We start from the raw sequence: 25,581 nt of genomic DNA on the forward strand, positions 1-25,581 counted from the left end.
GACAATATTACCTATGTTAATGGAAAAAATCTAAGTACGATTGTTTTGGATAATGGATATTTGTATATAATATTGAGATATGGAATTCTGATTTTATTTGTTTATTTTTTGATTGCTTATCGTTTAGCAAAAACGAATAAACGAAATGTGTGTATATTGGGGACGTTGATGGCTGTTTTTTGGATAAATTTTGTTGATAATGACTTGGTTGACTACTCGTTCCTACCATTTATTCTCTGGGCATTTAATGATTTTAGAACTGACAGCATTTTTGAAAAATTAAAATATAAAATAGAAGGAATATAAAGGACGATAGATAAAAGTATGAAAATAGTTATGGTTGTAATTTCTGTATATAATGGTGCAAAGTATATTGAGCGACAGTTGGAGTCTATTTTCGGGCAGACTGGTGTAAAAGTTCAAGTCTTGATACGAGATGATTGCAGTAAAGATAATACGTTGGAAGTTGTGCGAAAATATGTACAAAACCATCCGCAAAATAAGATTAAAATCATCAAGGGAGAAAATGTTGGCTTTGCAAAAAGTTTTTGGTTGGGGCTTTCAATGAGTGGCGATGCAGACTATTATGCATTTGCAGATCAGGATGATGTTTGGAAACCGAATAAGCTAATTAGGTGTATTGATGTAATGCAGGAAGCAGATCAGATTCCGCAACTGGCGTATTGCAAAATGCAACGTAGTGATGTTCGACTGAATCGCTTGGATGAACAGGTTGAAATTTTGAAACCGGAACAGTTGACAAAAAAACTTACACTAATTAAAACATATAATTATGGCGCGGCGACGGTTATCAATAAGAGTGCGAAAGAGCTGGTTTGCAGAGTGTGGCCCGAAGTGGACGATTTGCCACATGATATGTGGGTTGGAACATTATGTCATTGGTTTGGTAAAGTATATTATGTAGATGAAGAACTTTATTATTGGATTCGGTATGATACCAGTGTTACAGGAGAGGGAACAAAAGGAACAGGGATTCAATACAGGCTGAAAAAGACGTTGCAAAAGAAGTCGTATCCTAACATCAGCACAGCAATATTAGAGTTTTACAGTGACCTTTTGCAGCCTAATGATCGGGCTTTTTTAAAAAAAGCGAGCGATTACAAAACAGTGTTCTATGATAAAATGTCGCTTTTATTTGATCCGACTTTTAAAAGGCTGACATTCAGTGGAACGTTTGCACTAAAACTTGGGATTTTATTAAATTGGTATTGAGGAAGGGAGAAAGAAATGAAAGAGCAGAAGGTAACAATTGTTGTTCCAGTGTATAATGTAGAAAAATATCTGAAGAGATGCGTGGATTCGCTTCTCGGACAAAGCTACCAAAATATTGAAATTCTTTTGGTGGACGATGGATCAAAAGACTCTTCACTTTCCATATGTAAGAAATATGAATTACAAGATTCACGAATTCGAGTATTTCATAAAGAAAATGAGGGTCTTGGCCTGACGCGGAATTATGGTATTGAAAGAGCCACTGGTGAGTATATCACATTTGTTGATTCGGATGACTATTTAACATTGGATGCGATTGCAGTCATGTTGGAAAGAGCAATTGCGACAGACGTAGATGTGGTAATTGCAAGTCATTACTATAAAAATGAAGAACAGAGAGTTACAGTGTCAGAGCGTATCTACAGTGGAAACGAAATTAAAGAAACACTTATGGTTCATATGATGGGAAATAAAGGTAATAAGTTAGATGCTCTTTCTTATACGGCATGTTGGAAACTATATAAAAAAGAATTGTTTATAAAAAATAATCTTGTTTTTCCGTCTGAGCGAAAACTTATTTGGGAGGATCTTGCTTTTAGCGTAGAAGCGTATCCCTTATGTGAAAAGGTATATATTCTCCATAAACCTGTTTATTATTATTGCTTTAATGAAGAATCCTTAACGCATACATACAAGCCAAACAAGTTGGAACTTGTTATGGAATTGTATCATTATATGGGCGTTAAAATACAGGATTTGAACTTGCCGGGGGAAGCACAATATCGTTTAGATACAAATTTTATTGGACATATTCGTACTTGCATTAAACTTGAAGTATTTTATACAGATAAAAATGGTTTTGGAACGGCAATTCAAAACATCAGAAAGATTTGTTCCCGAAAAGATGTTCAAAGGTTAATAAGAAGTTATCCTAAAACTTCTTTTAACAAGTCACAATATGTTTACAACTTTGCAATGGAGCATATGTTGGTTTATATGGTATATTTTTTGACGTGGCTTCAGAATAAAAAGAAGAGAATTGAGTAAATATTTGAAAATGGAGGATGTGATATGGAAGCTCCTTTAGTTTCTATTCTTATGAGTACCTACAATGAAACACCGAAAGAATTGGATGAGAGTATAAATTCTATTTTACATCAGACGTATTCCAATTTTGAATTCTTAATTATTAATGATAACCCTAATAACTGCGAGTTGGAAGAAACATTGAAAACATATGTAGACAGTCGAATTAGAATTATTCGTAATGAAAAGAATTTAGGGCTTGTAAAAAGTTTAAATGCAGGATTGAAATTATGTGAAGGTCAATACGTGGCTAGAATGGATGCCGATGATATAAGTCGTCAATCAAGAATACAGGATGAGTTGCTATATTTAAAAAAAAATCATTTAGATATGATTGGTAGTTATATTGAAACGATTGATGAGCACGGAGAAACGATTAAATCTTTGATGAGATTTCCAGAGAAACATAATCAGATTGCAAAGTTTATGCGATGGGGAAGCTGTAGTTGTCATCCCACGTGGTTTTTAAAGCGTGAAGTTTGTTTAAAATTACATGGGTACCGAAAAACACCACATTGTGAAGATTATGATTTTATGCTACGGGCAATAAATAATGGATATAAAATTGGAAATATACCTAAAGTTGAACTAAGTTATAGAATACGTAAGAGTGGCGTGTCAAAATCACACGAGGCAGAACAATTTCTTCTAAGAGATTATCTTGCTCAAAATATGAAACGGATTGATTTGCTAACGGAAGAGTCCATTACAGAATTTCTTGATTCTGAAAAATTCCATAGGCAGGTTGAGCAGCTTACACGCTATAAAAACGAAAAACAAATAATAAAAAATGGATCATGTATTAAAAAAATTAAAGCTGCTACACAAATTCCGAAAAATTGTTTTTTTTGGAGAGACATCGTTGAAAAAACAACATTGTTACTAAGAGAGCACACATAATTGAAAGGATGGTATCATTGAAAAGGATTTTGCTTTTAATGCCCTCATTTATGGGATATGAAAAAAGCTTGCAAAATCAGTTGGAAAAAAAATATGAAGTAACATTGCTTAATTGTGACCAATTTGATAAGGCAATTCTTGATGAATATAAAAAGTGTAGTAAATTTCGGTGGATATTGCGAAAAATTTTTTTAATAATTAAGGAACATGATCAAGAGAGAGCTGAAGCTAAGTATTTGATGCAAACGCTTGAAAAGGTGAATGCAGCGAAAAATTACTATTCGGTGGTATTTTGCATTAATGGGTCTTTTTTATCTGATAAATTTTATCAGGTAATAAAGGAAAGAAATCCGCAAGCACGTTATATCTATTATGCGTGGGATGATGTGAGAAACTTGATAAAACAATCACATATCAAGCTTTTTGATGAGAAGTTTGCATATAATATTTCCGAGTGTAAAAAATATAATTTCTCGTATTGCCCAATGTTTGTCCAAAATAAAACAGTTGGACATAATTCGGAAGATATATACGACATTCTTTTTATTGGATCGGCACACTCGGATAGACAGAAAATTGCAGATGAATTGTATGTAAAGTATGGGAAAAAGTATAGATTATTTATTTATTTATATGATCCAACACATACGAATGGACGGTTTTGTCACGATCAGCCGTTGACATATGAAAAATATATAGAATATATGCGGAAGTCTAAAGCTCTTATAGATGTACCGCAATCCACACAAGAGGGTCCTACTACACGTTCATTTGATGCATTGCTAACAAAGACGAAAGTGATTACGGTAAATTCGTATATAAAGGAATATCCAATTTATTCTGATAACATCTTGATTGTAGACAGGAACAATATAGTGATAGATGATGAATTTATGAATAAGCCATATATCGAAACCGGCTATCAAGCATTGACTATTTTAGAATGGTTGAAAAAATTTAATTTATAAGGAAGAATAAAAATGAGAATTCTAGTTATTAACTGTCATTCGGATAATCGTGGTGATGAAGCTGCTGTTCATGCGATGGTAGATGAAATAAGTGTTGCACATCCGGAAGTTGAAATTATACTAGCCATCCGTGGTGCAGGAACAAAATATCCTAATATGCCGTCCAATGTTAAAATGATTCATCAGTTTATGCCAATTTCTTTTAAAGCTAAAGTTGCACATAGAATTGCTGTGCTGACGGACGGAAAGATATCAATTTCTTTAAATGAGAGGGTATTGATTTCGGAGATTTCCAAATCTGATATTATTTTACATGCACCGGGAGGTCCAAGCATAGGTGATACATACTATAGTGATGAATCAACCTATCTTGCAATTTATGATTTGCTGATTGCAATGCATAAGCCATATATGTTTTATGCTCCGTCTATGGGACCATTTCAGAGAGAAGAACGTAATTCGTGGCGTAAAAAGATTCTGGAACATTCAGAAGCGATTGTGTTAAGAGATCCCATTTCAGAGAAATATGTACGTAGTATTGTTCCAAACAAAAAAGTTTCTTCGACTTTGGATTCGGCATTTCAACATGATGTAAATACTGAACAGAATCAAGAAAAGCTGAATCAATATATAGACTTGAAGAGATTTTTAGAAAAACATGAAAAATGCGTAGGTGTTACTATTACTGATTTACAGTGGCATCCAGTGTATTCAAAGGATCCTGCAATTGCTAAAAACGTTCGTGATATATTTCATGAGTTCTTTTCAAGTATTACAAAGATTGGCTATGGTGTAGTGTTTATTCCTCAATTATACGGAAACGCAAACGATTATGATTTGATGTGTAAATTCTGTTGTGATACAAATGATTATTTTATAGTGACAGCAAATGATGGACGATATGATGCGTATTTTCAACAATATTTGGTAGGTCAGTTGTACGCAGTTATTGGTATGCGATACCATAGTAATATTTTTTCTGCCAAGATGGGGACACCTTTCATTTCGATATCATACGAACAGAAGATGAAAGGATTTATGGAAAAAATGGACTTAGTAGAGTATTGCATTGATCTTCAAAATCTGTCGAAAGATGTTTTGAAAAATCGTTTTGAGTACCTTGTAAAGCAGTATGATGAGTACAAAAAGTTCCTTTGTAATAAACACACCTTTATGAAAACTGAAGCTCATAAAACGACAGATATTTTAGAAACAATATTAGAAAGAGAAGACACAGTGATATGAACAGAACCCAAAACGCAACAAGAAATATGGTGTTTGGAGTCATCTTGAAACTTTACCAAATTTTATTGCCTTTTTTGATGCGAACAGCAATGATTTATCTGATGGGAGTAGAGTATTTAGGATTAAATAGTTTGTTTACATCCGTTTTGCAAGTTTTGAATCTTGCAGAACTTGGAGTAGGTTCGGCAATGGTCTATAGTATGTATAAACCAATTGCTGAGAATGACAAATTAACAATTTGTGCATTGTTGAGGCTGTACAAAAAATACTATTTTTTCGTAGGGCTAATAATTGCTTGTGTTGGTGCATTATTGACCCCTTTGATTCCAAAACTAATAAACGGGGATATTCCTGAACAGTTAAATGTTTATATTCTGTATTTGATAAATTTGGCAGCCACGGTAATGACATATTGGATGTTTGCTTATAAGAATTCTTTGCTTCAGGCTTATCAACGAAGTGACATAGCGAGTAAGATAACAATTATAACAACATCGCTTCAATATGCTATACAACTGATGGTTTTGTGGGTGTTTCATAACTATTATCTTTACATTATTGTTATGCTTTTTACGCAGGCGATGGCGAATGTTATTACTGCAATGGTAGCATCGCGTTTATATTCAGATATGGAACCAAAAGGAAATTTGCCTGATAAAATGGTAAAAACAATCAATCAAAGAATTAAAGACCTGTTTACTGCAAAACTTGGAGCGACGATTGTTAATTCTGCAGATACGATTGTTATTTCGGCATTTCTGGGTTTGACAATTCTGGCCATGTATCAAAACTACTATTTTATTATGTCTTCAGTTATGGGGATTTTGACAGTAGTTTTTAGTTCCTGTTTGGCTGGGGTCGGTAATAGCATGGTAATGGAAAGCGCAGAAAAAAATTATAACGATTTTAGAGTTCTTACATTTTTGACAAATTGGATAGTTACCGTTTGTATGTGTTGCTTTGCAACAATATATCAACCATTTATCGAACTTTGGGTAGGAAAAGATTATATTTTTGATGAAATTGTTGTTGCACTTTTTTGTGTTTATTTTTATCTTGTAACGATGCAACAAGTAAATGGAATGTATAAAGATGCTGCAGGCGTGTGGCATCAGGATAGATTCCGTCCACTTATTGCGGCAATGGTTAATATGTTTTTTAATATTGCATTAGTTCAATATTGGGGCATTTACGCAATATTGCTTTCAACTATCATTAGTTATGTTTTTGTATCAATGCCATGGATGATTAGTAATGTTTTTAAATATGTGTTTCATAGAAGTTTGAAACAATTTGTGAAAGAGTTTGTGATATATTTCTTTGCTGCATGTATTATTGCATTTTTGTGCTGGATCTTGTGCAGAACAACAAGAGGGTTATCTTTGTTGGGGCAGGTTATAATAAATTTAATTCTTTCGGTCGCTTTATCGAATATAGTAATGTTTGCTATATATAGAGAAAACAGTTATTATAATCAGATGGTTGAACTGGTTGATAAGATAACCAAGTATAAAATAACGAAAGTATTAAAAATGATAAAAAAATAACGAAGAGACTTTTCTGCAAAAGTGTATAGTAAAGGGGAAAAGAAATATGTATTCAAGTGAAAGAAATGTACAAATGTTATTGGCACTATTAAAAGCACACAAAATAAAAAAAATGGTATTAAGTCCAGGAAGTGCCAATGCATCCTTTGTAGCAAGTGCACAATATGATGGAGAGTTTGAATTGTACTCATCTGTTGACGAACGATCCGCAGCATATATTGCTTGTGGGTTGGCAGAAGAATCTCAAGAACCTGTTGTGATTTGCTGTACTGGAGCTACGGCATCAAGAAACTATATGCCAGGATTGACGGAGGCATATTATAGAAAGTTACCTATTGTTGCAGTAACGGCAACACGACCAATTGCTTGGCTTGGACAAAATCGTGATCAACTGATTGATAGAACCGTTATACCAAATGACATTGCAGTAAAAAGTGTACATCTTCCAGTCATACTGAATGAGCAAGAAGAATGGGAATGCAATTTGAAGATTAATGATGCCCTGATGGAACTTTATCGAAACGGAAGAGGACCGGTGCATATTAATTTGACTACATCCTATAGCCTTGATTTTTCCGTAAGTAAACTTCCACAAGAACGTGTTATTCAAAGAATTAATTTTGGGAGGGAGTTACCTAAATTATCTAATGGCAATATTGCAATATTTGTGGGAGCTCATTCGGCGTGGAGTGAAAAATTAAAAGTTGCGGTTGAATCATTTTGTGAACAATATAATGCGTTTGTTTTTTATGATCAAACAAGTAATTACACAGGAAAGTATGGCATTCCTTGTGGACTATTCGATATTGGAGGATTTCCTAATTTAAAGATAGATCTTTTGATCCACTTGGGAAATATATCGGCATCATGGCCATCATCGGCTAGAGAAATATGGAGAGTGAATTCTGATGGTGAGATTCGGGACACATACCAACATCTTACAAAAGTATTTGAAATGCAAGAGGAAGATTTTTTTATGGCGTATTGCGACTATTATCAAATAGGTCAGACTACACAATATGAAAAGTGGCACGCTGTATATAATTTACGAATAGAGGCAATGCAGAACTATGATAATGATATGGCATTTTCTTCTTTGTGGATTGCACAGAACATGCATAAAAATATGCCTAAAAATTCTATTATCCATTTTGGAATTTTGAATTCTCTCCGTTGTTGGAATTGTTTTGAAATTGACCATAGCATTCGAGGTTATTCAAATACGGGGGGCTTTGGAATTGACGGTGGTGTTTCAAGTCTAATAGGTGCATCATTTGTGGATTTTGATAAAATATATTATGGTATATTTGGAGATTTAGCTTTTTTTTATGACATGAATAGCTTGGGAAATAAGCATATTGCATCTAATGTACGTATTCTTGTTGTTAATAATGGATTAGGAGGAGAGTTCAAAAATTCCTTAGGAAATGTTCAGAAAGCAGGCCTTGGAGATTTGGCAAATGAATATATTTCGGCTTATGGGCATTATGGTGAAAAATCGCCAGAACTTTTAAAACATTATGCACAAGATTTGGGATTTCAGTATTTATCCGCGACTGATAAAAAGAGTTTTTTTGTAGCAATGAAAGAGTTTACCGCAACAGAACATAAAGAAAAACCAATGTTTTTTGAAGTGTTTATAGATGAACAGGAGGATGTAAGTGCACTTGATTTGATTCAGAGTTTAGCTGATTTTTCGGAAAGCGAACAAAATGTTATAAAAAAAACAAAAAAAATTGCAAAAAATATTCTTGGACGAAAAGGTGTAAAAATAAGTCAAAAAATTATGCGTAAAAATGATTGAGGTGAAAAATGAGTGTAGGCTTAAAAATTCGAGAGTTAATAGATTATTATTACTCAAAAAAGAATGAAAAAAATATTGTTTCAATTAATATTCCTAAAAATCAAAGCAATTTATTGGAAAATAAAGTTGCATTGATAGTTGGCGGAACTGGAGGAATCGGAGTGGCGATTGCTGAAGCATTTATTGCGGCTGGTGCAAAGGTTATTGTTTCGGGTACAAAAGAAGAAAAGGTAAAGAATACTGTTGAAAAACTTGGCAATTCTGCAAGAGGTGTACAGATAGATTTGAATAAAGTAACAATGTTTGATAATAAAGTGTCACAGGCTGTCACATTGTTCCAGGAAAACAAAATTGATATTCTTGTGAATTGTGCAGGAGTGCATGGAAATCAAAAGTTTGGAACTGTTTCAGAAACAACATATGATTCAGTTATGAATACGAATCTTAAGGGAATGTTTTTTATGACGCAGTCAGTGAGCAATTATATGAAAAAGAAGAAAATAAAAGGACATATTCTTAATGTTAGTTCAGCAGCAGCTTTAAAACCAGGCTATACACCTTATGAAATATCAAAAAGTGGAGTGCGATCATTTACACTGGGAGCAGCAGCTGAGTTGATACCGTATGGTATAATTGTAAATGCGATTGCGCCAGGACCAGTTGCAACGGCAATGCTTGGACGTAAAGCGGAAGATACATTGTATACTGACTGTATACCGGCCAAGCGATTTGCAACACCTTCAGAAATTGGACAATTAGCAGTAATAATGGTCAGTGATATGTGTAATTTGGTAGTGGGGGATACTTTTTACATTAGTGGAGGGTCTGGAACTACTAAATATTGATAATGTGAAGGGGAACGGAAAAATTGCGAGGTTCTTCATCTAAATGTGGGAAAATATCTCACATGTATTGAAAAATAAGGAAGAAAAGCTTTTTTAAAACTGGATAATGGGGAAAGGGGAAATTTTAATAAATTGTCTATGTGGTGGTCAGAAAAAGAAGTGGATATTTGGTCATATAATGACTACCCTACAATGTACACGAGAAGACGAGATAGTCCTTTTTTAAGTGAAGTTTTTGGGGTATCAGCCTCCTTTCTATTTGGTCATGACATGGGCAGTTTATTACTGCCGGATGCAGTGATTATTCATCGGTTTCTGGAAATGGAATGCCGTTTTGATGGAGGATTTCTTCCAGCATAGCAGCATGATCCAAAAGTCTATGGTAATCCTGCCGGAGAGACTGGAATGCTTCGTTGGCTTCCTGGATCGTATATTCAGCAACAGCAAGCTCTGTTTCCAGTTCCTGGATGTAGGATCTGTATGGAAAAGGTTCCTTAGTATTCTAATAGCGAGTGCGGTCGATTATAACGGAGAGCTTCCTTTCTTAGTGCGGTTTCTCTGAAACAGAGATGCCGGATTCGTGACAAACTGCGTGACACCGCAGGTGAGCAGGATCCGTTTGCGGAAGGACTCAAAGTTGTGAAGACCGTGGCAGGTACGTTTGAAAACCTTGATCCGGTTGTTGTAGCCCTCACAGACACCATTGGACTTGCCGTATTTCCAGGTGTTCTGGATATATCCCCGCCAGTGCCGGACCATGTTGGCGACGCTGCGGACTTCCGGTACTTCGGAGGAACAGTAGGCATTGAGCCATTCTGTGAGCTGTGTGCGCTGAAAAACGAACATGGTCATATCATTTATGCGGTGGAAAGACTGGAGTGCCTGATAGGCTTCATCAAGGTCTGGGTAGGTCTTTAACAGTTTATCAATCTTTTTTTCACGACAGGAGCTTTCTGATCGTACTTGGCGTCGATGCTGGACTGTTTGGCAATAAGCATCCGCATGGAGCCTTTCAGCAGCTTGTAGTCTGGGTCAGTGGGTTCCAGTTCGCGCTGAAGCTGCCGGCGGATCTTGCTGACACAGTCGTTCAGATGCTTGATGACATGGAACATGTCAATGCAGATCACAGCCTGAGGGAAGACGTCTCTTGCCACGGAAACAAAGCCGTTGTGCATGTCACAGCAGTAAAAGTGGACGTTATCGCGTTCGTGCTTTGGAAATTGGCGGAAGTATTTTTTGAGGTCAGAAGCACGGATCACCGGAAGGATGTCGATCACCGAACGGCTGTCACCATCGATGATGTTCGTGTGGTATTTTGCTTTGATCCAGCGCTGCCGGTCGCTGCTCCAGGTACTGCTGTCGCCTTTGAATTCGTCGATGGCGATCGTCTGCGGAAGGCTTTTTACAGTGTCAAAACTGATCAGGTCAAGGTCCGAGTAGACGATGGATTCTGACACACCGTTTTCTTCGGCAACTGTCCGGAGAGACAGCATTTTTGTCAGAGAGAGACAGATGTTGATGTGGAGCAGCTGTGTGATGTGCAGTGTCGGGTGAAGCCAGTCCGGATGCTGCATAAAGGTACGGCGGCAGGACTTGCAATAGTAGCGTTTACGCTGCATATGCAGGTGGGTCGATCTGTGATGGACTGCAGAATGATAGACGGTATAGTTCTTGCCGGAATCCTTGATAATGCAGTCCTGAGAACTGCAGTGTGGGCAGATACGTTCTGATTCCGGAAATGAGATCCAGAGTTCGTCATAGTTGGAACGCTTTACCAGTTTTTTGACAGTTACTTCTGCCGGGAGACCGGCTAAAGAATTTACGATTTTCGTAGCCATTGTTGCTACCTCCTGTTTTTTTATTTATTGTCCTAGGTCAAGAACAACATGATGCCATTATAGCATCGGAATCGGTAGTAACAATGGTTTCGAAAGTCGTAAACATGCGACTTTGTGGGGGGAAACCCCATAAAAATGAGTAGAAACCCCAAGAAAAAAAGGAGAACCATATATAACAGCATTTTACGGAGGTTTTTATGTATTCAATAACCCCAACAGATATTTCGAATTTTGAATCTTATCTTGTCCAATCGGACAAGAACATCAATACAATTAAAAAGTATGTGCGGGACATTATGAAGTTCCGCACATTTTTATTGGAAAAACAAAGAGAGTTTACCCAGGCGGCGACGGATGAATATTTGCAGAGTCTGATTGATGCCGGTTACGAGATAAGAAGTGTAAATTCTGTCATTGCCGGCATCAAATCTTTCTGTAAATTTCTGGGGCGGACCGATATTTACTGCAAAAGCTTAAAGATTCGCAAAAAAAGTAATCAGGAGAGGCTGCTTCGTTTGACTCCGGAGGAATATAAACGGCTGGTTGATACGGCACTGGAGAGGAAGGATTACCGCATGGTGCAGCTGATTCAGGTTTTGGGAGGGACAGAACTTCGGATCAGTGAACTGGGTAATCTGACTGTAGAGGCGGTACAGGATGGCTTTGTGCCGGTGCTTCGTGCCGGTGAGGAGTATGATATTTATTTGCCGGAGCTGTTGCTGCAGGGACTGGAGGAATATATTGCTCATCAGGGACTGCAGACGGGAGTGATCTTTCGGACCTCCAGTGGAAATGTGATTGACCGGGGATACATATGGAGACAGATGAAGTTGTTGGCAGAAAGAGCAGGGGTAGACCAGGAGAAAGTGTATCCACAGAATTTGAAGCGGCAGTTGATCCGACAATACTATACGATATCTTATCCTGACAGTAGTCAGGAATGAGAGTGGGTAAGGGGCGAGAAATCGTCCCTTTTTTGTGGGACTGATACTATCGTAGATATATGTTTGCTGAACGTATATGCACTGTTGTTATCATTACGTCGTTGTGTACACGGCAATTTCATGATAATGCATGCTGTGACGCGGCAATTTTCCAGAATATATTGAAGTTTCCAAGGAAGAATGATAATCTTGGCTCAAAATAAAACAAGGAAAGCTGGCGTTGATTTGCGGGACGGATGATGATATGATATGAGATATAAATACTAGACAGATAAGCTACACTTTACTTGTTTTATGACAGTTCTATATAAGCAGGGAAAGTGAGGTAAAATAGTGGGTAATACACAGTACTCAAAAGCCACAAAGGAAACGGCAGAAAATCTGAGGATCATTGATGATGCCATGTTTCGGCTGGTGGCGGAAAGAAAAGAAGCTTGTCAGGAAATACTCCGCACACTATTGGACAGACCACAGTTAAGGGGATTAAAAGTAACACCGCAGTGTGTTATCACGAGTCTGTACAGGGAGATTGTTCTTGATGTGCTATGTATTCTGAAAAATGGTGCATATACGCCAAAAGGAACGGACTTTTCAGATATTCCGCAGGTGGTCATTCTGTATATCACGGAATATGATGCACTGCATAACGGACAGATGATCACGCGCGTGAAGCGGTGCATGGATACCCAAGAAGGCTATGTACCAGTTGATGATGGGGAAGAAATTTTTTTTGCAAATACCGTGGTCAGGGATGATTCGGACAAATCCGAGCTGCTTCAGTTTTTTTTGCGGAAAGATGCATTTGAGGATGTAAAATTTCCGGAATTAAGCAGGGCGGTAAAGTATTTCAAAGAGACGGAAGGAGGTTTTGGGGAGATGTGTAAAACAGTAGAGGATTATGCAAAGAACTATGCAAAGGATTATGCGGAAGAACGCGAAAAGATAGGACTGGAAAAAGGCCTTGAACGGGGGCGTTCAGAGGAAAGAATGAATGCAATCCGAAAAATGCTTCAAAACGGATTCAACAGGGAAATGATTCTTTCTTTGGATTATTCTGAGACTGAATTGGAAGCTGCCGAGAAAGAGTTGTTAGCGCAAGGGTAAAATATGCCATTATTTCATTCAATTTTCACATTTTTCCATTTGACGAATCCGTATATTCTGCTATAATATTTCTTTGTATATCAGACGATAAAATATATGAGAGGGTAGGAAATAATCATTTCCTACCCTTATTTTATAGATACTAAAAACTTCAACAGACATAGGAAAGACATAAGAGGAAGTGATAGAGATGCGAAAGAGGATGTTAAATAGATTTAAGAGAATATATGACAAAGGAAGGATATTTGCAGGAGCGGCAGTAGTGGCTTTGGCGGCAATTGGAGTTCATTCCGTGACGACAGCACAGGTGGCGGCAGCTGTTAATGTCAGTGTGGACGGAGATCCGAAGGAGTGGACCGGAGTAGAGATGCAGTCTTCTACGGACAGTGCCGTGGCGAAGTGGGCTGTGATGCAGGATGAGGATTATGTGTACTTTTATGTGCAGCAGAATGGCGGCAATGAGTATGGTCTTCCGATTACCAATACATTTGTAAGTATTAAATATCAGAGCGGGCAGGGAGGCAGCCATACACAGATCCGTTTTGCCAATATGATGAAGGAGTTTAAGGATGCCTGGTATGGGGATATTGATGGAGCCCGGGGGGTGTATTCTCCGAGCAAGGAAGCAGATAAGTATGAAATAGAGTTTGCGGTTCCGAAAACTTTCTTTGTAGAAGAGGATTATACCATCACATATTGTGGCAGTTCTGTGGAGAGTACAGATATAAAAGATGTGAAGGAGCTTGCGCAGCCAACGCCGACAACGGCTGTTTATCAGGGGATTACTATTGATGGTACTTTTACGGATTGGGATGCCGTTGCAAAGAAGCAGGTGGAGGATCAGTGGATCCGTGAGACGGCAGCTGTATTTGACGGAGATTATCTGTATCTGTATGTGAAGGAGCAGGAGACTGGTTCTGCGACAGGAGCAGGATCAAGCAGTAATGGGAAATATACGATTTATACGGATTTGGGCAGACATACCACGTTTCAGCTTCGCAAGGATCATATTGAGGGAATTGACGGGGCAAAGGTATCCTATTCGAACCGTCAGTACGAGATTGCGATTCCGGCATCTGCGATTCGTCAGTATAAAGAAACCATCTCTTTCGGATATTATATGGATGAGGATGTTCTAATTGATAATATTGCCAATCGCAAAGAGGATACACAGATAGACAAGAATTTCTATAAGATTGTTTATGATGGAAAATATTCCGACTGGGATTATTATCCACATCAGCTGATCCAGTATTCCACCAGCGGAGGTGTTGGAAATGATGCTGAGGCAGCACTTTATATGGATGGCACGACATTATACGGTCATGTACTCTCCATGCTTCATATGAATGAAAAGGAGTTTCAGCCTTTTACGATCCGGGTAAATGAAAATGACAACACAGCCATTAATTTCCGGCTGGTAGCAGTGGATAAGGATGGTAATATTGATAAGGACTGTAAGCTGGATCATTTGGATGCAGGAACATATGAGTACTATTTATGGGATTTAAATTCAGGTTCTACCGCTGCAAATATTAGTGACAAGGATGCTCCTGTGTATGGAAAAATGTATCTGACAGTAAATCAGACAGCAGAGGGAAAGTCTGTATCTGATGAGGTGGAGTATCAGGTGGATCTGGAAAAACTGGCAGATCATTTTGGTATAGATGCTTCCGATATGAAACTGATCCAGGCGCAGTATATTAATATTGGTCAGGAATGGGTATCCATTGCAGGAACTTCTACCGGTACCTGGCTGGGACTTGTTCTTTGCGGACTTTCTGTATTGGCAGTGTTTGGATACCGGAAGTTCAAGCGGAAGGTGGTATAAATGACACCAATTTTTGCGTTGCTGATTGTGGTGGTGTGGCTTTATGTTTTGCGGGTTACCCGCAAAAGTGAGCTTCCGGCGTGGCGTTTTATCTGGGGAAGCTGTGGTCTTTTTGTATTGATGATGGTATTTGTGCGGCCGTATTGTATGCAGCCGCTGGCGCAGTTTGTAGCAGTGATCGCGGGCGGTTTTGGAAAGCTGACAGGGATGTTTTCAGCATATTTTAAATATGGTGTGATCTTTGTGGATTCCAAGGCCGGTGCCATTTCTCTGTTGATTGATTTTGAGTGTTCCGGGATTCTGGAAATCATGGCATTTGTGTCTTTGGTGGCTTTTTTTCGTGCATATACGGTATATGAGAGAGTTGTGGTGGGGATTCTGGGTACGTTTTATATTATTTTTGCCAATGCACTTCGGATCATTGCTATCTGTGTGATCATTTATATCTGGGGCATGCCTTCCTATTATGTAGCCCATACATTTATTGGAAGACTCATTTTTTATGGCCTGTCTGTTTTATTGTACTTCTTTGTGTTTACGAAGACCCAGATCGTGCGCCAGAAAGTAGGTGGATTTACTTATGGAACTGATAAATAGATTCTGCAATTCTTTTTTATTCTGGGCGGCCTGGATCATTATTCCGGTCCTGATGGAGATCGTACCTTCTGTGGGAAGTGTTTTTGTGCTGATCAAGAAGCATATTTTCCGCAGAAAGATTGTGAAGCCTGCGATTGATCCGGAGATTTCTCTGATCGTACCGATCTATAATTCCATGGATACGTTGGAGCAGTGTATCCGTTCCATTGATGAGAGTGATTATCCCGATGAGAAAATCCGTATTTTTTTGGTAAATAATCAGGGGCAGGATGACAGCTTTCAGGTGTTTTGTGAATGTCAGCAAAAGTATCCGCAGCTTCGGATGCAGTGGCTGAATGCAAAGCAGGGAAAGTCGAAGGCGTTGAATCTGGCATTGTTTAACAGTGAAGGAAAATATATTATTCATATTGACAGCGATGGTTTGCTGGAGCGGTCAGCCATCCGCAATATGGTATACCGGTTTGAAGATGATCAGTCCATCGAGTGTATGACGGGGGTGATCCTGACAGATCCGAAGCAGGTGCAGCAGTATCCACCGGTAATGCCGAGAATTCTCCGCAAGATCGAATTTATGGAGTATGCACAGGCATTTCTGGCGGGGCGTAATTATGCGGCAGAGGTGAATGCTGTTTATACATTGTCAGGCGCATTTTCCGCATTTCGTAAATCAGCGGTATTAAAATCGCAGCTATATAATACGGATACGATCTGTGAGGATACACAGATTACTTTTCAGATGAAATATCTGCAGAATACGAAAGTAGGAATCTGCGAGGATGCGATCTTTTTCGTAGATCCTATTGAGGATATGAACCGGCTGTATACCCAGAGACAACGATGGCAGAGAGGCAGTCTGGAGGTTTCGCATCTGTTTTTAAAGGATAAACTGAAGGCAGGAAAAATGTTTACTAATGTGGGCGTGAGGACATTGCTGTACGACCATACCTTTGCATTTCCGAGAATGATCTGGTATCTGGCACTGATCTGTCTGCTGTGTATGAATTATTCTTTTGCGCAGATTGGGTATTCCACTTTGTTTTTATATGGTCTTTATGTGCTGATCGGTGTGTTTTATTACATTTCTACAGTGGGATTTTTGAAAGGATTTAAGGAGATCAGACGTTATTATGCGAAGCAATGGTATGTGATCCCGTTGTTGCCGTTTTTTAATTTGATGGTATTTTTTATGCGTTTTGCGGGTGTGATCAACAGCATTAATACGGACAGCGCCTGGAAAACAAAAAATTTTACCCAGGAGAGAGAAAGTTTTGTAAAAACAGTGCAGGACGACTTTGGGATCCTGACCGGATTTTTTGGAAAAATCAGAGATTTTGTAAATAATAAGGAGTAAGCAGTGAAAGAAAAAAGATTTTGGAAGATGCTGACCAACGTAAAGGTGATATCGGTATTGATCATTCTGGCAGCAGCGGTTATGGCAGTGATCGGATGGCATGAGGCGAAAGAATATGAAAAAAGTGTGCTGGCAATTTATGCACAACAGCAGGATGCTTATGTGCAGCTGGTACTGGATCAGATCAATGTGCTGGATGAACGGAGTGATGAGGAGATTGTTCAGAAGATTCTGGGTTCTCTGGATACCTCCGGCAGGAAATACTGGACATTGACAAAGGATCAGGCACTTTTGTTTGTGAAGGATGTCACGGAAACCAACCGCTATAAGGGTCTCACCACGGAGACATTTTTTACTTCGGACAGTGCGGCAAGGTTTTTGCAGGATCTGGAGATCAACCGGGTGATCCATGAGACGATTCAGATGGATGGGGTAAGATATGTGGCATCCGGTGTGATATTTGAGTATAACAGTGCAGAATATAAGATCTGTCTGCTGACCAATGATACGGTGATTCTGGATAATAATATTTTCCTCTCTTCCAAGATTGGCCTGTATGTGTTTGGTGTCCTGTTATTGGGATTGCTTTTGGTGGTATCCATGATCTTTGCCAATGTTCTGGATCTGCGGGAGAAACGGATGAAGGCAATGCAGGAGCATATTACCGGATTAAATAAGATGTTGACAGAGCAGACGGAAATGATACGGGAAATGAACTGGTATCATACCAGATGGAGTGTTTTTAAACCGTCTGCAATGGAAATGTTTGTACAAAAAATCGTACAGAGACAGATTGTACCTGTTGTTTTTGTGAGCGTGGCATTTGATTCCGAAAAGCAGAGAAATGATTTTCTCCAGAAAGCGCAGATTCTTTTGGATGAAAAAGTGGTACGCTTTGAGAGGGAATCCGGAGATGGTCTTATCCTTCTGTTTTTACAGTATCAGGTACAGGAAATGGAAAAGGCGCTGGAACAGATGACATTACAAAAGGTATCCTTTCGGATAGAGAGGCGGATGGAATGCCGGGAAGCATCTGAATTACAGGAAACCTATGGGAGCTTTATGGCACAGATATCGCAGGAAGGGGAGAAAGAGCATGGCGCGGACCACGTTTCGGGAATATAAATTTAAGTTTTATCTTAATGCCAATCATTTTATTGTCATTAACGGAAAAGAGGGTGAAATTCATCCGCATACATGGGAGTTTATGGTGGATGTCCTTATGAGTGACCAGAAATTCGTACAGTTTGATGCATATGAGAAAGCGATTGATGAGTATTTTAATAAATATCAGAATCGGATATTAAACGAGGTAGAGCCTTTTGATCATATGGTACCGACACTGGAAAATATGTCGGATTATTTTGCGGATGAGATCCGGGGTATTGTCAAAGAGCTGGGTGGTCATCTGGTCAAGATGGAGAGTAGTGAGACTCCTACCAGAAGCTATGTGATCAGCTTTGAGAGAGAACAGGAATATCTGGAAAGTATCCGGAAGAGTTCTAAGCAGCAGATGAGTGATGTGATTGATGGCATTTTAGATCGTATTATTGATTAAAGGAGTGCACAGTGAAGAAAAAAGCAGGAATGATAGCAGTGATACTGATTTATGCGGCAGTCGCTGTGATTATAGCATATCTGGTCATACTCAGTGGGAATTATCCTACAGGGACGGATACTCTGGGATACCTTTATAAAGGGAATATGCTTTATGATGCTATGGAAAAAGGGGACTGGTATCCTCTTTATGACAGTCTGTGGTTTAACGGAGTACAGACCATGCGTTATCAGGCGCCTCTGCCGGTTTATTTTCTGGCATTTTGCCAGTGGATTGCCGGAGGAAATGACCTCGATGGATATCTGGTGTTTGTGGCTCTTGTTTTTTATCTGGGAGCGTTGGTCTGGTTTTATATAGGGTGTTGCAGCAATCGTCCGGGTCTGGGAGCATTTCTGGGAATGCTGTGGTTTTTTATTCCCAATAATCTTTATATTCTTTTTGGAGAGGGAAATCTGCCACGGGTACTTGCCCTGGTATGGATGCCCTTATGGCTTCATTGGATCAGTGCATATCTGCTGGAGGATGATGGAAAAGCTCTGACAAAGGCGGTTCCTGTATTTACGATGATGGTTCTTTGTGAGACGGGATTTGCTGTGATGATATCGGCGGCGATGCTTCTCTTTCTGCTGATATACCGGCTGCTGTATCACAGAAAGGGAAAATGTCTTCCTGTGATAGGGGCTATGCTTGTTGCTTTTTTGATCACGGGAATATGGCTCTATGCTTCTATGAAGGGAAGAGGAAACACGGGAAGTTCCGGTGTGATGCGGGGGATGTTTCAGGATGCATGGATCTCCTTGAACCCTATTCGCCGTCTGACACGCGGAAATGTTGATTTTTATTTTGGTTTATCTTCTTTTATGGTTGCTGTTTTTGGTGCTTTGTGCAGCAAAAGAAAATCTATGGCAGGATTTTGGACGGCATTATTTCTTTTTGCCGGGACGACGACCTCTGTGTATGCTGTACTGGATAAGCTTTCGGCCGGTCATCCTTTATGGATGTTATCTTTTATTTCCGTTGCTGCGGGAATGATTCTTTACAGTTTTATGAAATGGAATTCTTTAAAACGTGGGTTTGTGGTGATATGCTGCGTCCTTCTGGTGGCAGACTGCATTCCATCGTTCTCTTTGATTTATCAGGGGAAGGGAACGGTGTCGGCAGACGAACGTCTGCACCGGACGGCAGATGCCTGCCTGATCACAAAGGCAAGAGAGGTGACAAGCCAGAGGGCGGCGATTCTGGATGGAGGAAGCCTGGGAGCGGTTGCACCGTATCTGTTGACTGGTTATGACAAAAAACAAGTGAAAGGAACATTTGGTACGGGAAATATTTCGGCTGCTACGGCGGTAAATATCGCAGAGCTGGAGGAGGCGGCAGAAAAAGGATATTATCTGTATCTTTTTGACCGGGCGCTGGAGCTTGGCAATGATACGGTTCTGATACAGATTCAGGAATTGAAGCAGGGAACCGGTGATATACGGAAAGTCAGTGATGCGGCAGCAAAGCTGGGGTATCGCCTGACGGATCAAAATGACAGTTATCTGTTATATCATATGGATACCTATGCGTCTTTTGGGACAGTATGCAAATATGACGGAATAGCCATTGGCGATACAGCAGCTTCCCTCACTTATGGCAATCCGGATATTACAAAGGGAGATTCTGTTTCGTTAGATGATTATACATTTCGGGAGCTGTCGGAATATCAGGTGATTTATCTGTCCGGCTTTGCGTACACCAACAGAGAGAGGGCAGAAAAGCTGGTGAAAAAGCTCAGTGATAACGGTGTGAAAATAGTGATCAGCGGGGATGGGATTCCGGAGGACTCCGGAACGAAAGAACGCTCCTTTTTGGGGATCAGTTGTCAGAATATTTATTTTCAAAATGGTTATCCTGTTTTATACACATCGGAGGGAGAGCTGGATACCGCACTGTTTGACAGAAGCGTCTCACAGTGGAAAACAGTATATCTCAATGGACTGGAAAAAATAGATGGATATCTTTTTGATTCCGGCAGACGTCTGGACTTTTCCGGCTCTGTTTATAATGACAATATTGTTTTTGTGGGGTTGAATTTATCCTATCATTGTTTTCTGACGCAGGATGAAAATGTGGGTGCATATTTACAACAGCTGATAGGAGAGGATCTGAAGGAGCTGCCGGAACGGACCATTGTACCTTTAAAGATCCACTATGGAAGAAACCAGATCCGGATTACGTCGGGAAAAGAGAAGGTAAATACTTCGTTGGCATATCATGATATATTTGGCAGCCGGCAGAAGAGTTTTAAAGAACATAATCTGCTGGTGGTGCATCAGGGTGTCACGGTGATCCGTATGAAATATCCTTATCTTTGGCGGGGTATTATAATGACATTGGCAGGGCTTGTGGGATATATTTTGCTGATATGGTGGTTAAAGCGTGCCGGAGATCGTCATAAAATTAAGAAATAATTTAACAAATAAAAGAAATTCTTAAGATTATCTTGAGAGTTTCTTTTATTTTATTTGTTATATTTATCTGTGGATGGGAACATTAATGATATGGAAGGTGCTCAATATGCAGAAAATAACAAATCTATTTTATCGGTTTAGTCAGGGAATGACGCTGGGGATCGGAGGCTGCCTGCTGCTAATGTCATGTCTGGCAATGATTGTATATGGGATTATGTATGGGAATGATCATTATGGAATAATGACATTTGCCATGCTTTTGATGGCGGCTGTGGTCACGGGGGGAGTTCTGATTCTGGGTCGCAAGCTGGAAAAGGAAAGTCGTTACAGAAGTATTCTTTTGTTTGGTGTGCTTGTTTGTTTTCAGATTTTCTTTTTGGTATTTATTTCTCATCCTATGGCGATCAGTGATCCTGCCAGAGTGCAGCATGAGGCATTGATGATGGTGCAGAAGCAGCATGGACAGATGAATATGCAGGATCTGTATTTTCAGCGATATCCCAATAACCATTTTATTGTGGTTTTGTTCTACTATTTTTATAAAATGTTGTATTTTATGGGAATACAAAAGGTATGGATTCCTACGATTATATTAAATTTGATCTCGATTGATATAGGAGTTATTTTTTCCTGGCTGATTGCGCGTCGGTGGAAGGGAGCTGCAATGGCAGATCTGCTGTTGTGTCTGTTTATTTTTTGTCCAACGACCTATGTCTGGCTGACTACGGTTTATACCAATACCATCTCCTTTCCTTTTGTGATGCTGATCCTTTATTTGTGCCTGCGGCTTCAGGAGGAGTCAGAGAAACAAAACGGTCATCAAAGCTTATGGGCACTGCTGGGGGCTGGAATGGCCGTGGGATATTGGATACGTCCCACAACGATCATTCCCATCATAGCGGTTGCATTGTATTTTATCGTGCGCGGAACACAGAAAATGAAAAAGGAAACAGTGGTAAGGTGTCTGATTGGAACAGTGCTTACGGCTGGTGTATTTACAGGCTGTTTCATGGGATGCCGCGGACTGGTAGACCGTCATATGGACCGAAGCAGGCTGACCGGACAGTTTCCGGTGACTCATTGGATCATGATGGGACTAAATACGGATACCTTTGGTGAGTTTTCCAGGGAGGATGAGAGCTACACCATGAGTTTTGATACCAAAGACCGGAAGCACCGGGCCGATGTAGAACGGATACGGGAACGTGTCAAAGAGCTTGGAGGAACCGGTCTGGTTTATCAGGCGATGGCGAAAATGTTTGGTGTGTGGGCACTTTCGGATGACGATTGTTTTAATAAGGCGGCATATGCCAGTGATTTCCCGGGCTGGTACCGGTATTTTATGGGAAAAGATAATACATGGTATCTGTTGTTTATGCAGGCATTCCGGGTGGTAACATTTTTGTTTTTATGTGGGAGTGTTCTGGGACAGATCAGAGAGAAAAAATACGATTCTTCCTATGTGCTTTCTTTGACTTTTTTGGGAGCTGTCCTGTTTTTTGTGCTTTGGGAGGCAAATCGGAAATATAATGTATGCTTTATGGGAGTCTGTCTGCTTCTGATGGCAGATGGGATTGGGCGTTGTCTGCAGTGGATGAGACAGAAGCAGTCCGTGATATTGCGGCGGAAAAATTCCCGGATTGTCATGGCGGCTATGACAATGGTTTGTATCGTACTGGTATCTTATATACAGATAACAATAGCGTCACAGACGGCTTCGGCACAGGAGAATGTTATATATCATTGCCGGAATAATCCGGATTCTGTGGCGGTGAGTGACGTAAGCAGAAAAGAAAAAAAGCATTTTCAAAGGCCGGTTTTACTGGAACAGATTATACGTCAGGGGCAGTTAACGAAAGAAGGAGACAAAGAGAAAATTATACTTAATTTTGATAAAAGAGAGGAGAAAAATTTTTCTAAAAATAAATTGAAAAAATTACAGCCCAAAAAAGAATATAAAATAGAAGTGTTATCTTTGGAAACCGGACAGAAATTATATAGCAGGAAAGTACGGAATGATCAGTTTAGCAGAAACGGAAAACTGGTGATCCGTCTTCCTGAAATTTCGAAGGATACATCGAAGGGGTATGTGATCCGCTTACATCATTACGGAAAAAATTATACTATGATTCCGAAGGTCAGCCGCTTTCCTGAGCTGGATCCATATCCTTATGGAAGCTTGTATATTAACGGTAAAAAAACATTCTATGATCTTTCAATGAGTATTCTTCGAAAGAAGTCGGAAAGCTGATTTTTTTAATAGGAATTATTTAGTTTTTTGCAGGATTTCTATTATTATAATATTTCAAAATATTACTTGCATGGATAATAGAATAAATGGTATGATAGACAGGCTAAGGTTTGCTGACGCAGGCCTTAGCTAAATCATTTTTTGGAGTTAATTATGAAAGAAAAAAGAGTAACCGAATGGAAGAAAACGGAAGACGGAGCATATTTGTTTCCCGGTTGTGTGGTGACAGGAGATGTTACCATGGGAAAGGAGTCCTCCGTGTGGTATAATGCCGTGGTCCGCGGAGATATGGCATCGATCAAAGTGGGGGAGCGAAGCAATATTCAGGATAATGCAGTGGTACATGTGGATAATGGATTCCCGACCGTGATTGGAAATGGAGTTACAGTGGGACATGGGGCAATTGTTCATGGCTGTACGATTGAAGATGACTGTATCATTGGCATGGGGGCAGTGATATTAAATGGGGCAAGGATCGGCAGAAACTGTATTATAGGAGCGGGAACGCTGGTTCCGGAGGGAAAGGAAGTACCGGAGGGGTCAGTGGCTTTTGGCAATCCGGTCAGAGTATATCGTCCGGTAACACCGGAGGATGTGTCCCATATTAAGGATAATGCAGCGGAGTATGTTGTTTATGCAAAGGAAAAATAAAGGAGAAGACATTGCAAAGAGAAAATTTTAAATCCAGATTAGGTTTTATCCTGATCTCGGCGGGGTGTGCGATCGGTATTGGTAATGTATGGAAGTTTCCATATGTAGCAGGACAAAATGGCGGTGGAGTTTTTGTGCTCTTTTATCTGTTGTTTCTGGTGATGGTAGGAGCGCCGGCACTGACTATGGAGTTTGCAGTAGGACGGGCCAGCCGGAAAAGCGTGTTGGGCTGTTATCAGGAGTTAGAGCCCATGGGCAGTAAATGGCATCTTCATGGTTATGTGGCATTGCTGGGTAATTATGTGATCATGATGTTTTATACCACGGTGGCAGGCTGGATGGTCAGTTATTTTTACCGTTTTCTGGTAAATGATTTTAAGGGGCTGGATACCAAGGGGGTTTCGGACAAGTTCGATCATATGCTTTCGAACCCGTGGAGCATGGGATTTTGGATGGTGTTGATCGTGGTTGTGGGGATTCTGATCTGCTCTATGGGTTTGCAGAATGGAGTGGAAAAGATCAGCAAGCCCATGATGATAGGTCTTTTGGGATTGATCGCAATTCTGGCAGTCAATAGTGTGATGCTGGAAGGCGGCATAGAGGGTGTAAAGTTTTATCTGGTACCCAACTGGAAGAAGGTTCACGAGGTGGGCCTGCTGAATGTGATCATTGCGGCGATGAATCAGGCATTCTTTACCCTGAGTGTGGGTATGGGAGGCATGGAAATTTTTGGAAGCTATATGGACAGGGAGCGCAGTCTGTTTGGTGAGTCACTGCAGATAGCATGGCTGGACACTTTTGTTGCGTTGATGTCCGGTCTGATCATTTTTCCGGCGTGCTTTGCCTATGGAATTAATCCGGGAGCAGGTCCGGAGCTGATCTTTATTACGCTGCCGAATGTCTTTGTTCAGATGCCGGGAGGCAGATTCTGGGGAGCATTATTTTTCCTGTTTATGACCTTTGCGGCATTTTCTACGATCATTGGTGTTTTTGAAAATATCATTGCAAGCTGTATGGATAAATGGGAGATCAGCCGGAAAAAGTCGTCCCTGATCAATGGAATTATTATTTTGATCGGTTCTGTGCCGGCGGTACTCGGTTATAATGTGTGGAAAGGATTTCAGCCGAGAGGTGCGGGAAGTACGATACTGGATCTGGAGGATTTTCTGGTAAGTAATCTGATCCTGCCGGGAGGAGCCATTGTATTTTTGTTGTTCTGTATGACGAAATGGGGATGGGGCTTCGAAAATTATCTGGCAGAAACCAATACAGGAATGGGATTGAAAATGCCCCGGATTCTTCGGGGTTACCTGACCTATGTAATGCCATGTATCATTTTTGCGATCATTATTTTGGGTTTGATATAGAAATATAA

Annotated in this window: 21 protein-coding genes and 1 pseudogene; 20 read left to right on the forward strand and 2 right to left on the reverse strand. The window is 39.8% G+C overall.

Features of this window, described 5'->3' with window-relative positions:
- The 9 genes and pseudogenes from H8704_RS08625 to H8704_RS08665 form a co-directional block, all read left to right on the forward strand.
- Positions 1–306: pseudogene (locus H8704_RS08625) on the forward strand (hypothetical protein); the annotation flags it as partial.
- Between the two features lie 18 nt (positions 307–324).
- Positions 325–1,233: a glycosyltransferase gene (locus H8704_RS08630; protein ID WP_249297984.1), complete on the forward strand. Its 909-nt coding sequence runs from the start codon at positions 325–327 to the stop codon at positions 1,231–1,233.
- 15 nt (positions 1,234–1,248) lie between these two features.
- Entirely contained in the window at positions 1,249–2,280 is a 1,032-nt protein-coding gene (locus H8704_RS08635; RefSeq protein ID WP_249297985.1) for a glycosyltransferase family 2 protein, read from the forward strand.
- Positions 2,281–2,304: 24 nt separating this feature from the next.
- Positions 2,305–3,219 (forward strand): glycosyltransferase, encoded by a 915-nt coding sequence (locus H8704_RS08640; protein WP_249297986.1) that lies wholly within the window; start codon positions 2,305–2,307, stop codon positions 3,217–3,219.
- A 38-nt stretch (positions 3,220–3,257) separates the two neighbouring features.
- Positions 3,258–4,187, forward strand: a complete 930-nt coding sequence (locus H8704_RS08645; RefSeq protein ID WP_022464245.1) for a CgeB family protein — start codon at positions 3,258–3,260, stop codon at positions 4,185–4,187.
- Positions 4,188–4,199: 12 nt separating this feature from the next.
- The gene (locus tag H8704_RS08650; RefSeq protein ID WP_022464246.1) at positions 4,200–5,432 is read left to right on the forward strand and encodes a polysaccharide pyruvyl transferase family protein; all 1,233 of its coding nucleotides are present in this window, start codon (positions 4,200–4,202) and stop codon (positions 5,430–5,432) included.
- Positions 5,429–6,979, forward strand: a complete 1,551-nt coding sequence (locus tag H8704_RS08655) for an MATE family efflux transporter (RefSeq protein ID WP_249297988.1) — start codon at positions 5,429–5,431, stop codon at positions 6,977–6,979. The genes H8704_RS08650 and H8704_RS08655 overlap by 4 nt, the downstream gene beginning before the upstream one ends.
- Before the next feature lie 46 nt (positions 6,980–7,025).
- Complete coding sequence (locus H8704_RS08660; RefSeq protein ID WP_249297989.1) at positions 7,026–8,783, forward strand: thiamine pyrophosphate-binding protein; 1,758 nt, start codon at positions 7,026–7,028, stop codon at positions 8,781–8,783.
- Between the two features lie 8 nt (positions 8,784–8,791).
- Positions 8,792–9,628, forward strand: a complete 837-nt coding sequence (locus tag H8704_RS08665) for an SDR family NAD(P)-dependent oxidoreductase (protein ID WP_022464249.1) — start codon at positions 8,792–8,794, stop codon at positions 9,626–9,628.
- A gap of 522 nt (positions 9,629–10,150) precedes the next feature.
- On the opposite strand, the gene H8704_RS08670 is transcribed toward H8704_RS08665, so the two are convergent.
- Both H8704_RS08670 and H8704_RS08675 read right to left on the reverse strand, forming a co-directional pair.
- A complete protein-coding gene (locus H8704_RS08670; RefSeq protein WP_330605915.1) occupies positions 10,151–10,558 on the reverse strand; it encodes a transposase in 408 nt (135 codons plus the stop codon).
- Positions 10,543–11,466, reverse strand: a complete 924-nt coding sequence (locus H8704_RS08675; protein WP_249297990.1) for a transposase — start codon at positions 11,464–11,466, stop codon at positions 10,543–10,545. The genes H8704_RS08670 and H8704_RS08675 overlap by 16 nt, the downstream gene beginning before the upstream one ends.
- 197 nt (positions 11,467–11,663) lie before the next feature.
- Here H8704_RS08675 and H8704_RS08680 point away from each other — a divergent pair, with 197 nt between their 5' ends.
- From H8704_RS08680 to H8704_RS08730, 11 genes are all read left to right on the forward strand, one after another.
- A complete protein-coding gene (locus tag H8704_RS08680) occupies positions 11,664–12,410 on the forward strand; it encodes a tyrosine-type recombinase/integrase (RefSeq protein ID WP_249297991.1) in 747 nt (248 codons plus the stop codon).
- 333 nt (positions 12,411–12,743) lie between these two features.
- Positions 12,744–13,514, forward strand: a complete 771-nt coding sequence (locus tag H8704_RS08685; RefSeq protein ID WP_249297992.1) for a hypothetical protein — start codon at positions 12,744–12,746, stop codon at positions 13,512–13,514.
- Between the two features lie 190 nt (positions 13,515–13,704).
- The gene (locus H8704_RS08690) at positions 13,705–15,345 is read left to right on the forward strand and encodes a Firmicu-CTERM sorting domain-containing protein (protein WP_249297993.1); all 1,641 of its coding nucleotides are present in this window, start codon (positions 13,705–13,707) and stop codon (positions 15,343–15,345) included.
- The gene (xrtG, locus tag H8704_RS08695; RefSeq protein ID WP_022464258.1) at positions 15,346–15,942 is read left to right on the forward strand and encodes an exosortase family protein XrtG; all 597 of its coding nucleotides are present in this window, start codon (positions 15,346–15,348) and stop codon (positions 15,940–15,942) included.
- Entirely contained in the window at positions 15,926–17,293 is a 1,368-nt protein-coding gene (locus H8704_RS08700; RefSeq protein WP_249297995.1) for a TIGR03111 family XrtG-associated glycosyltransferase, read from the forward strand. The genes xrtG and H8704_RS08700 overlap by 17 nt, the downstream gene beginning before the upstream one ends.
- Positions 17,294–17,296: 3 nt before the next feature.
- Positions 17,297–18,418: a hypothetical protein gene (locus H8704_RS08705; protein WP_249297996.1), complete on the forward strand. Its 1,122-nt coding sequence runs from the start codon at positions 17,297–17,299 to the stop codon at positions 18,416–18,418.
- Positions 18,390–18,851, forward strand: a complete 462-nt coding sequence (locus tag H8704_RS08710; protein ID WP_022464261.1) for a 6-carboxytetrahydropterin synthase — start codon at positions 18,390–18,392, stop codon at positions 18,849–18,851. Before H8704_RS08705 ends, H8704_RS08710 begins: the two co-directional genes overlap by 29 nt.
- Positions 18,852–18,862: 11 nt before the next feature.
- Positions 18,863–21,304 carry a 6-pyruvoyl-tetrahydropterin synthase-related protein gene (locus H8704_RS08715; RefSeq protein ID WP_249297997.1) on the forward strand — a complete coding sequence of 814 codons (2,442 nt, stop codon included), beginning with the start codon at positions 18,863–18,865 and terminating at the stop codon, positions 21,302–21,304.
- A gap of 106 nt (positions 21,305–21,410) precedes the next feature.
- Positions 21,411–23,555 (forward strand): glycosyltransferase family 39 protein, encoded by a 2,145-nt coding sequence (locus tag H8704_RS08720; RefSeq protein WP_249297998.1) that lies wholly within the window; start codon positions 21,411–21,413, stop codon positions 23,553–23,555.
- 153 nt (positions 23,556–23,708) lie between these two features.
- Positions 23,709–24,206 (forward strand): gamma carbonic anhydrase family protein, encoded by a 498-nt coding sequence (locus tag H8704_RS08725; protein WP_022464264.1) that lies wholly within the window; start codon positions 23,709–23,711, stop codon positions 24,204–24,206.
- Between the two features lie 11 nt (positions 24,207–24,217).
- A complete protein-coding gene (locus H8704_RS08730) occupies positions 24,218–25,573 on the forward strand; it encodes a sodium-dependent transporter (RefSeq protein ID WP_249298000.1) in 1,356 nt (451 codons plus the stop codon).
- Positions 25,574–25,581 lie beyond the last annotated feature (8 nt).

This window comes from Jutongia huaianensis (assembly GCF_014384985.1).
GTDB classification, from domain to species: domain Bacteria; phylum Bacillota; class Clostridia; order Lachnospirales; family Lachnospiraceae; genus Jutongia; species Jutongia huaianensis.

Bases quoted from the DNA above. Each gene is read 5' to 3' on its own strand.
- H8704_RS08640 (WP_249297986.1), top strand. From the start codon at position 2,305: ATGGAAGCTCCTTTAGTTTCTATTCTTATGAGTACCTACAATGAAACA.
- H8704_RS08675 (WP_249297990.1), bottom strand. From the start codon at position 11,466: ATGGCTACGAAAATCGTAAATTCTTTAGCCGGTCTCCCGGCAGAAGTA.
- H8704_RS08710 (WP_022464261.1), top strand. From the start codon at position 18,390: ATGGCGCGGACCACGTTTCGGGAATATAAATTTAAGTTTTATCTTAAT.
- H8704_RS08720 (WP_249297998.1), top strand. From the start codon at position 21,411: ATGCAGAAAATAACAAATCTATTTTATCGGTTTAGTCAGGGAATGACG.
- H8704_RS08660 (WP_249297989.1), top strand. From the start codon at position 7,026: ATGTATTCAAGTGAAAGAAATGTACAAATGTTATTGGCACTATTAAAA.
- H8704_RS08655 (WP_249297988.1), top strand. From the start codon at position 5,429: ATGAACAGAACCCAAAACGCAACAAGAAATATGGTGTTTGGAGTCATC.
- H8704_RS08725 (WP_022464264.1), top strand. From the start codon at position 23,709: ATGAAAGAAAAAAGAGTAACCGAATGGAAGAAAACGGAAGACGGAGCA.
- xrtG (WP_022464258.1), top strand. From the start codon at position 15,346: ATGACACCAATTTTTGCGTTGCTGATTGTGGTGGTGTGGCTTTATGTT.
- H8704_RS08680 (WP_249297991.1), top strand. From the start codon at position 11,664: ATGTATTCAATAACCCCAACAGATATTTCGAATTTTGAATCTTATCTT.
- H8704_RS08650 (WP_022464246.1), top strand. From the start codon at position 4,200: ATGAGAATTCTAGTTATTAACTGTCATTCGGATAATCGTGGTGATGAA.
- H8704_RS08665 (WP_022464249.1), top strand. From the start codon at position 8,792: ATGAGTGTAGGCTTAAAAATTCGAGAGTTAATAGATTATTATTACTCA.
- H8704_RS08700 (WP_249297995.1), top strand. From the start codon at position 15,926: ATGGAACTGATAAATAGATTCTGCAATTCTTTTTTATTCTGGGCGGCC.
- H8704_RS08630 (WP_249297984.1), top strand. From the start codon at position 325: ATGAAAATAGTTATGGTTGTAATTTCTGTATATAATGGTGCAAAGTAT.
- H8704_RS08635 (WP_249297985.1), top strand. From the start codon at position 1,249: ATGAAAGAGCAGAAGGTAACAATTGTTGTTCCAGTGTATAATGTAGAA.
- H8704_RS08690 (WP_249297993.1), top strand. From the start codon at position 13,705: ATGCGAAAGAGGATGTTAAATAGATTTAAGAGAATATATGACAAAGGA.
- H8704_RS08645 (WP_022464245.1), top strand. From the start codon at position 3,258: ATGCCCTCATTTATGGGATATGAAAAAAGCTTGCAAAATCAGTTGGAA.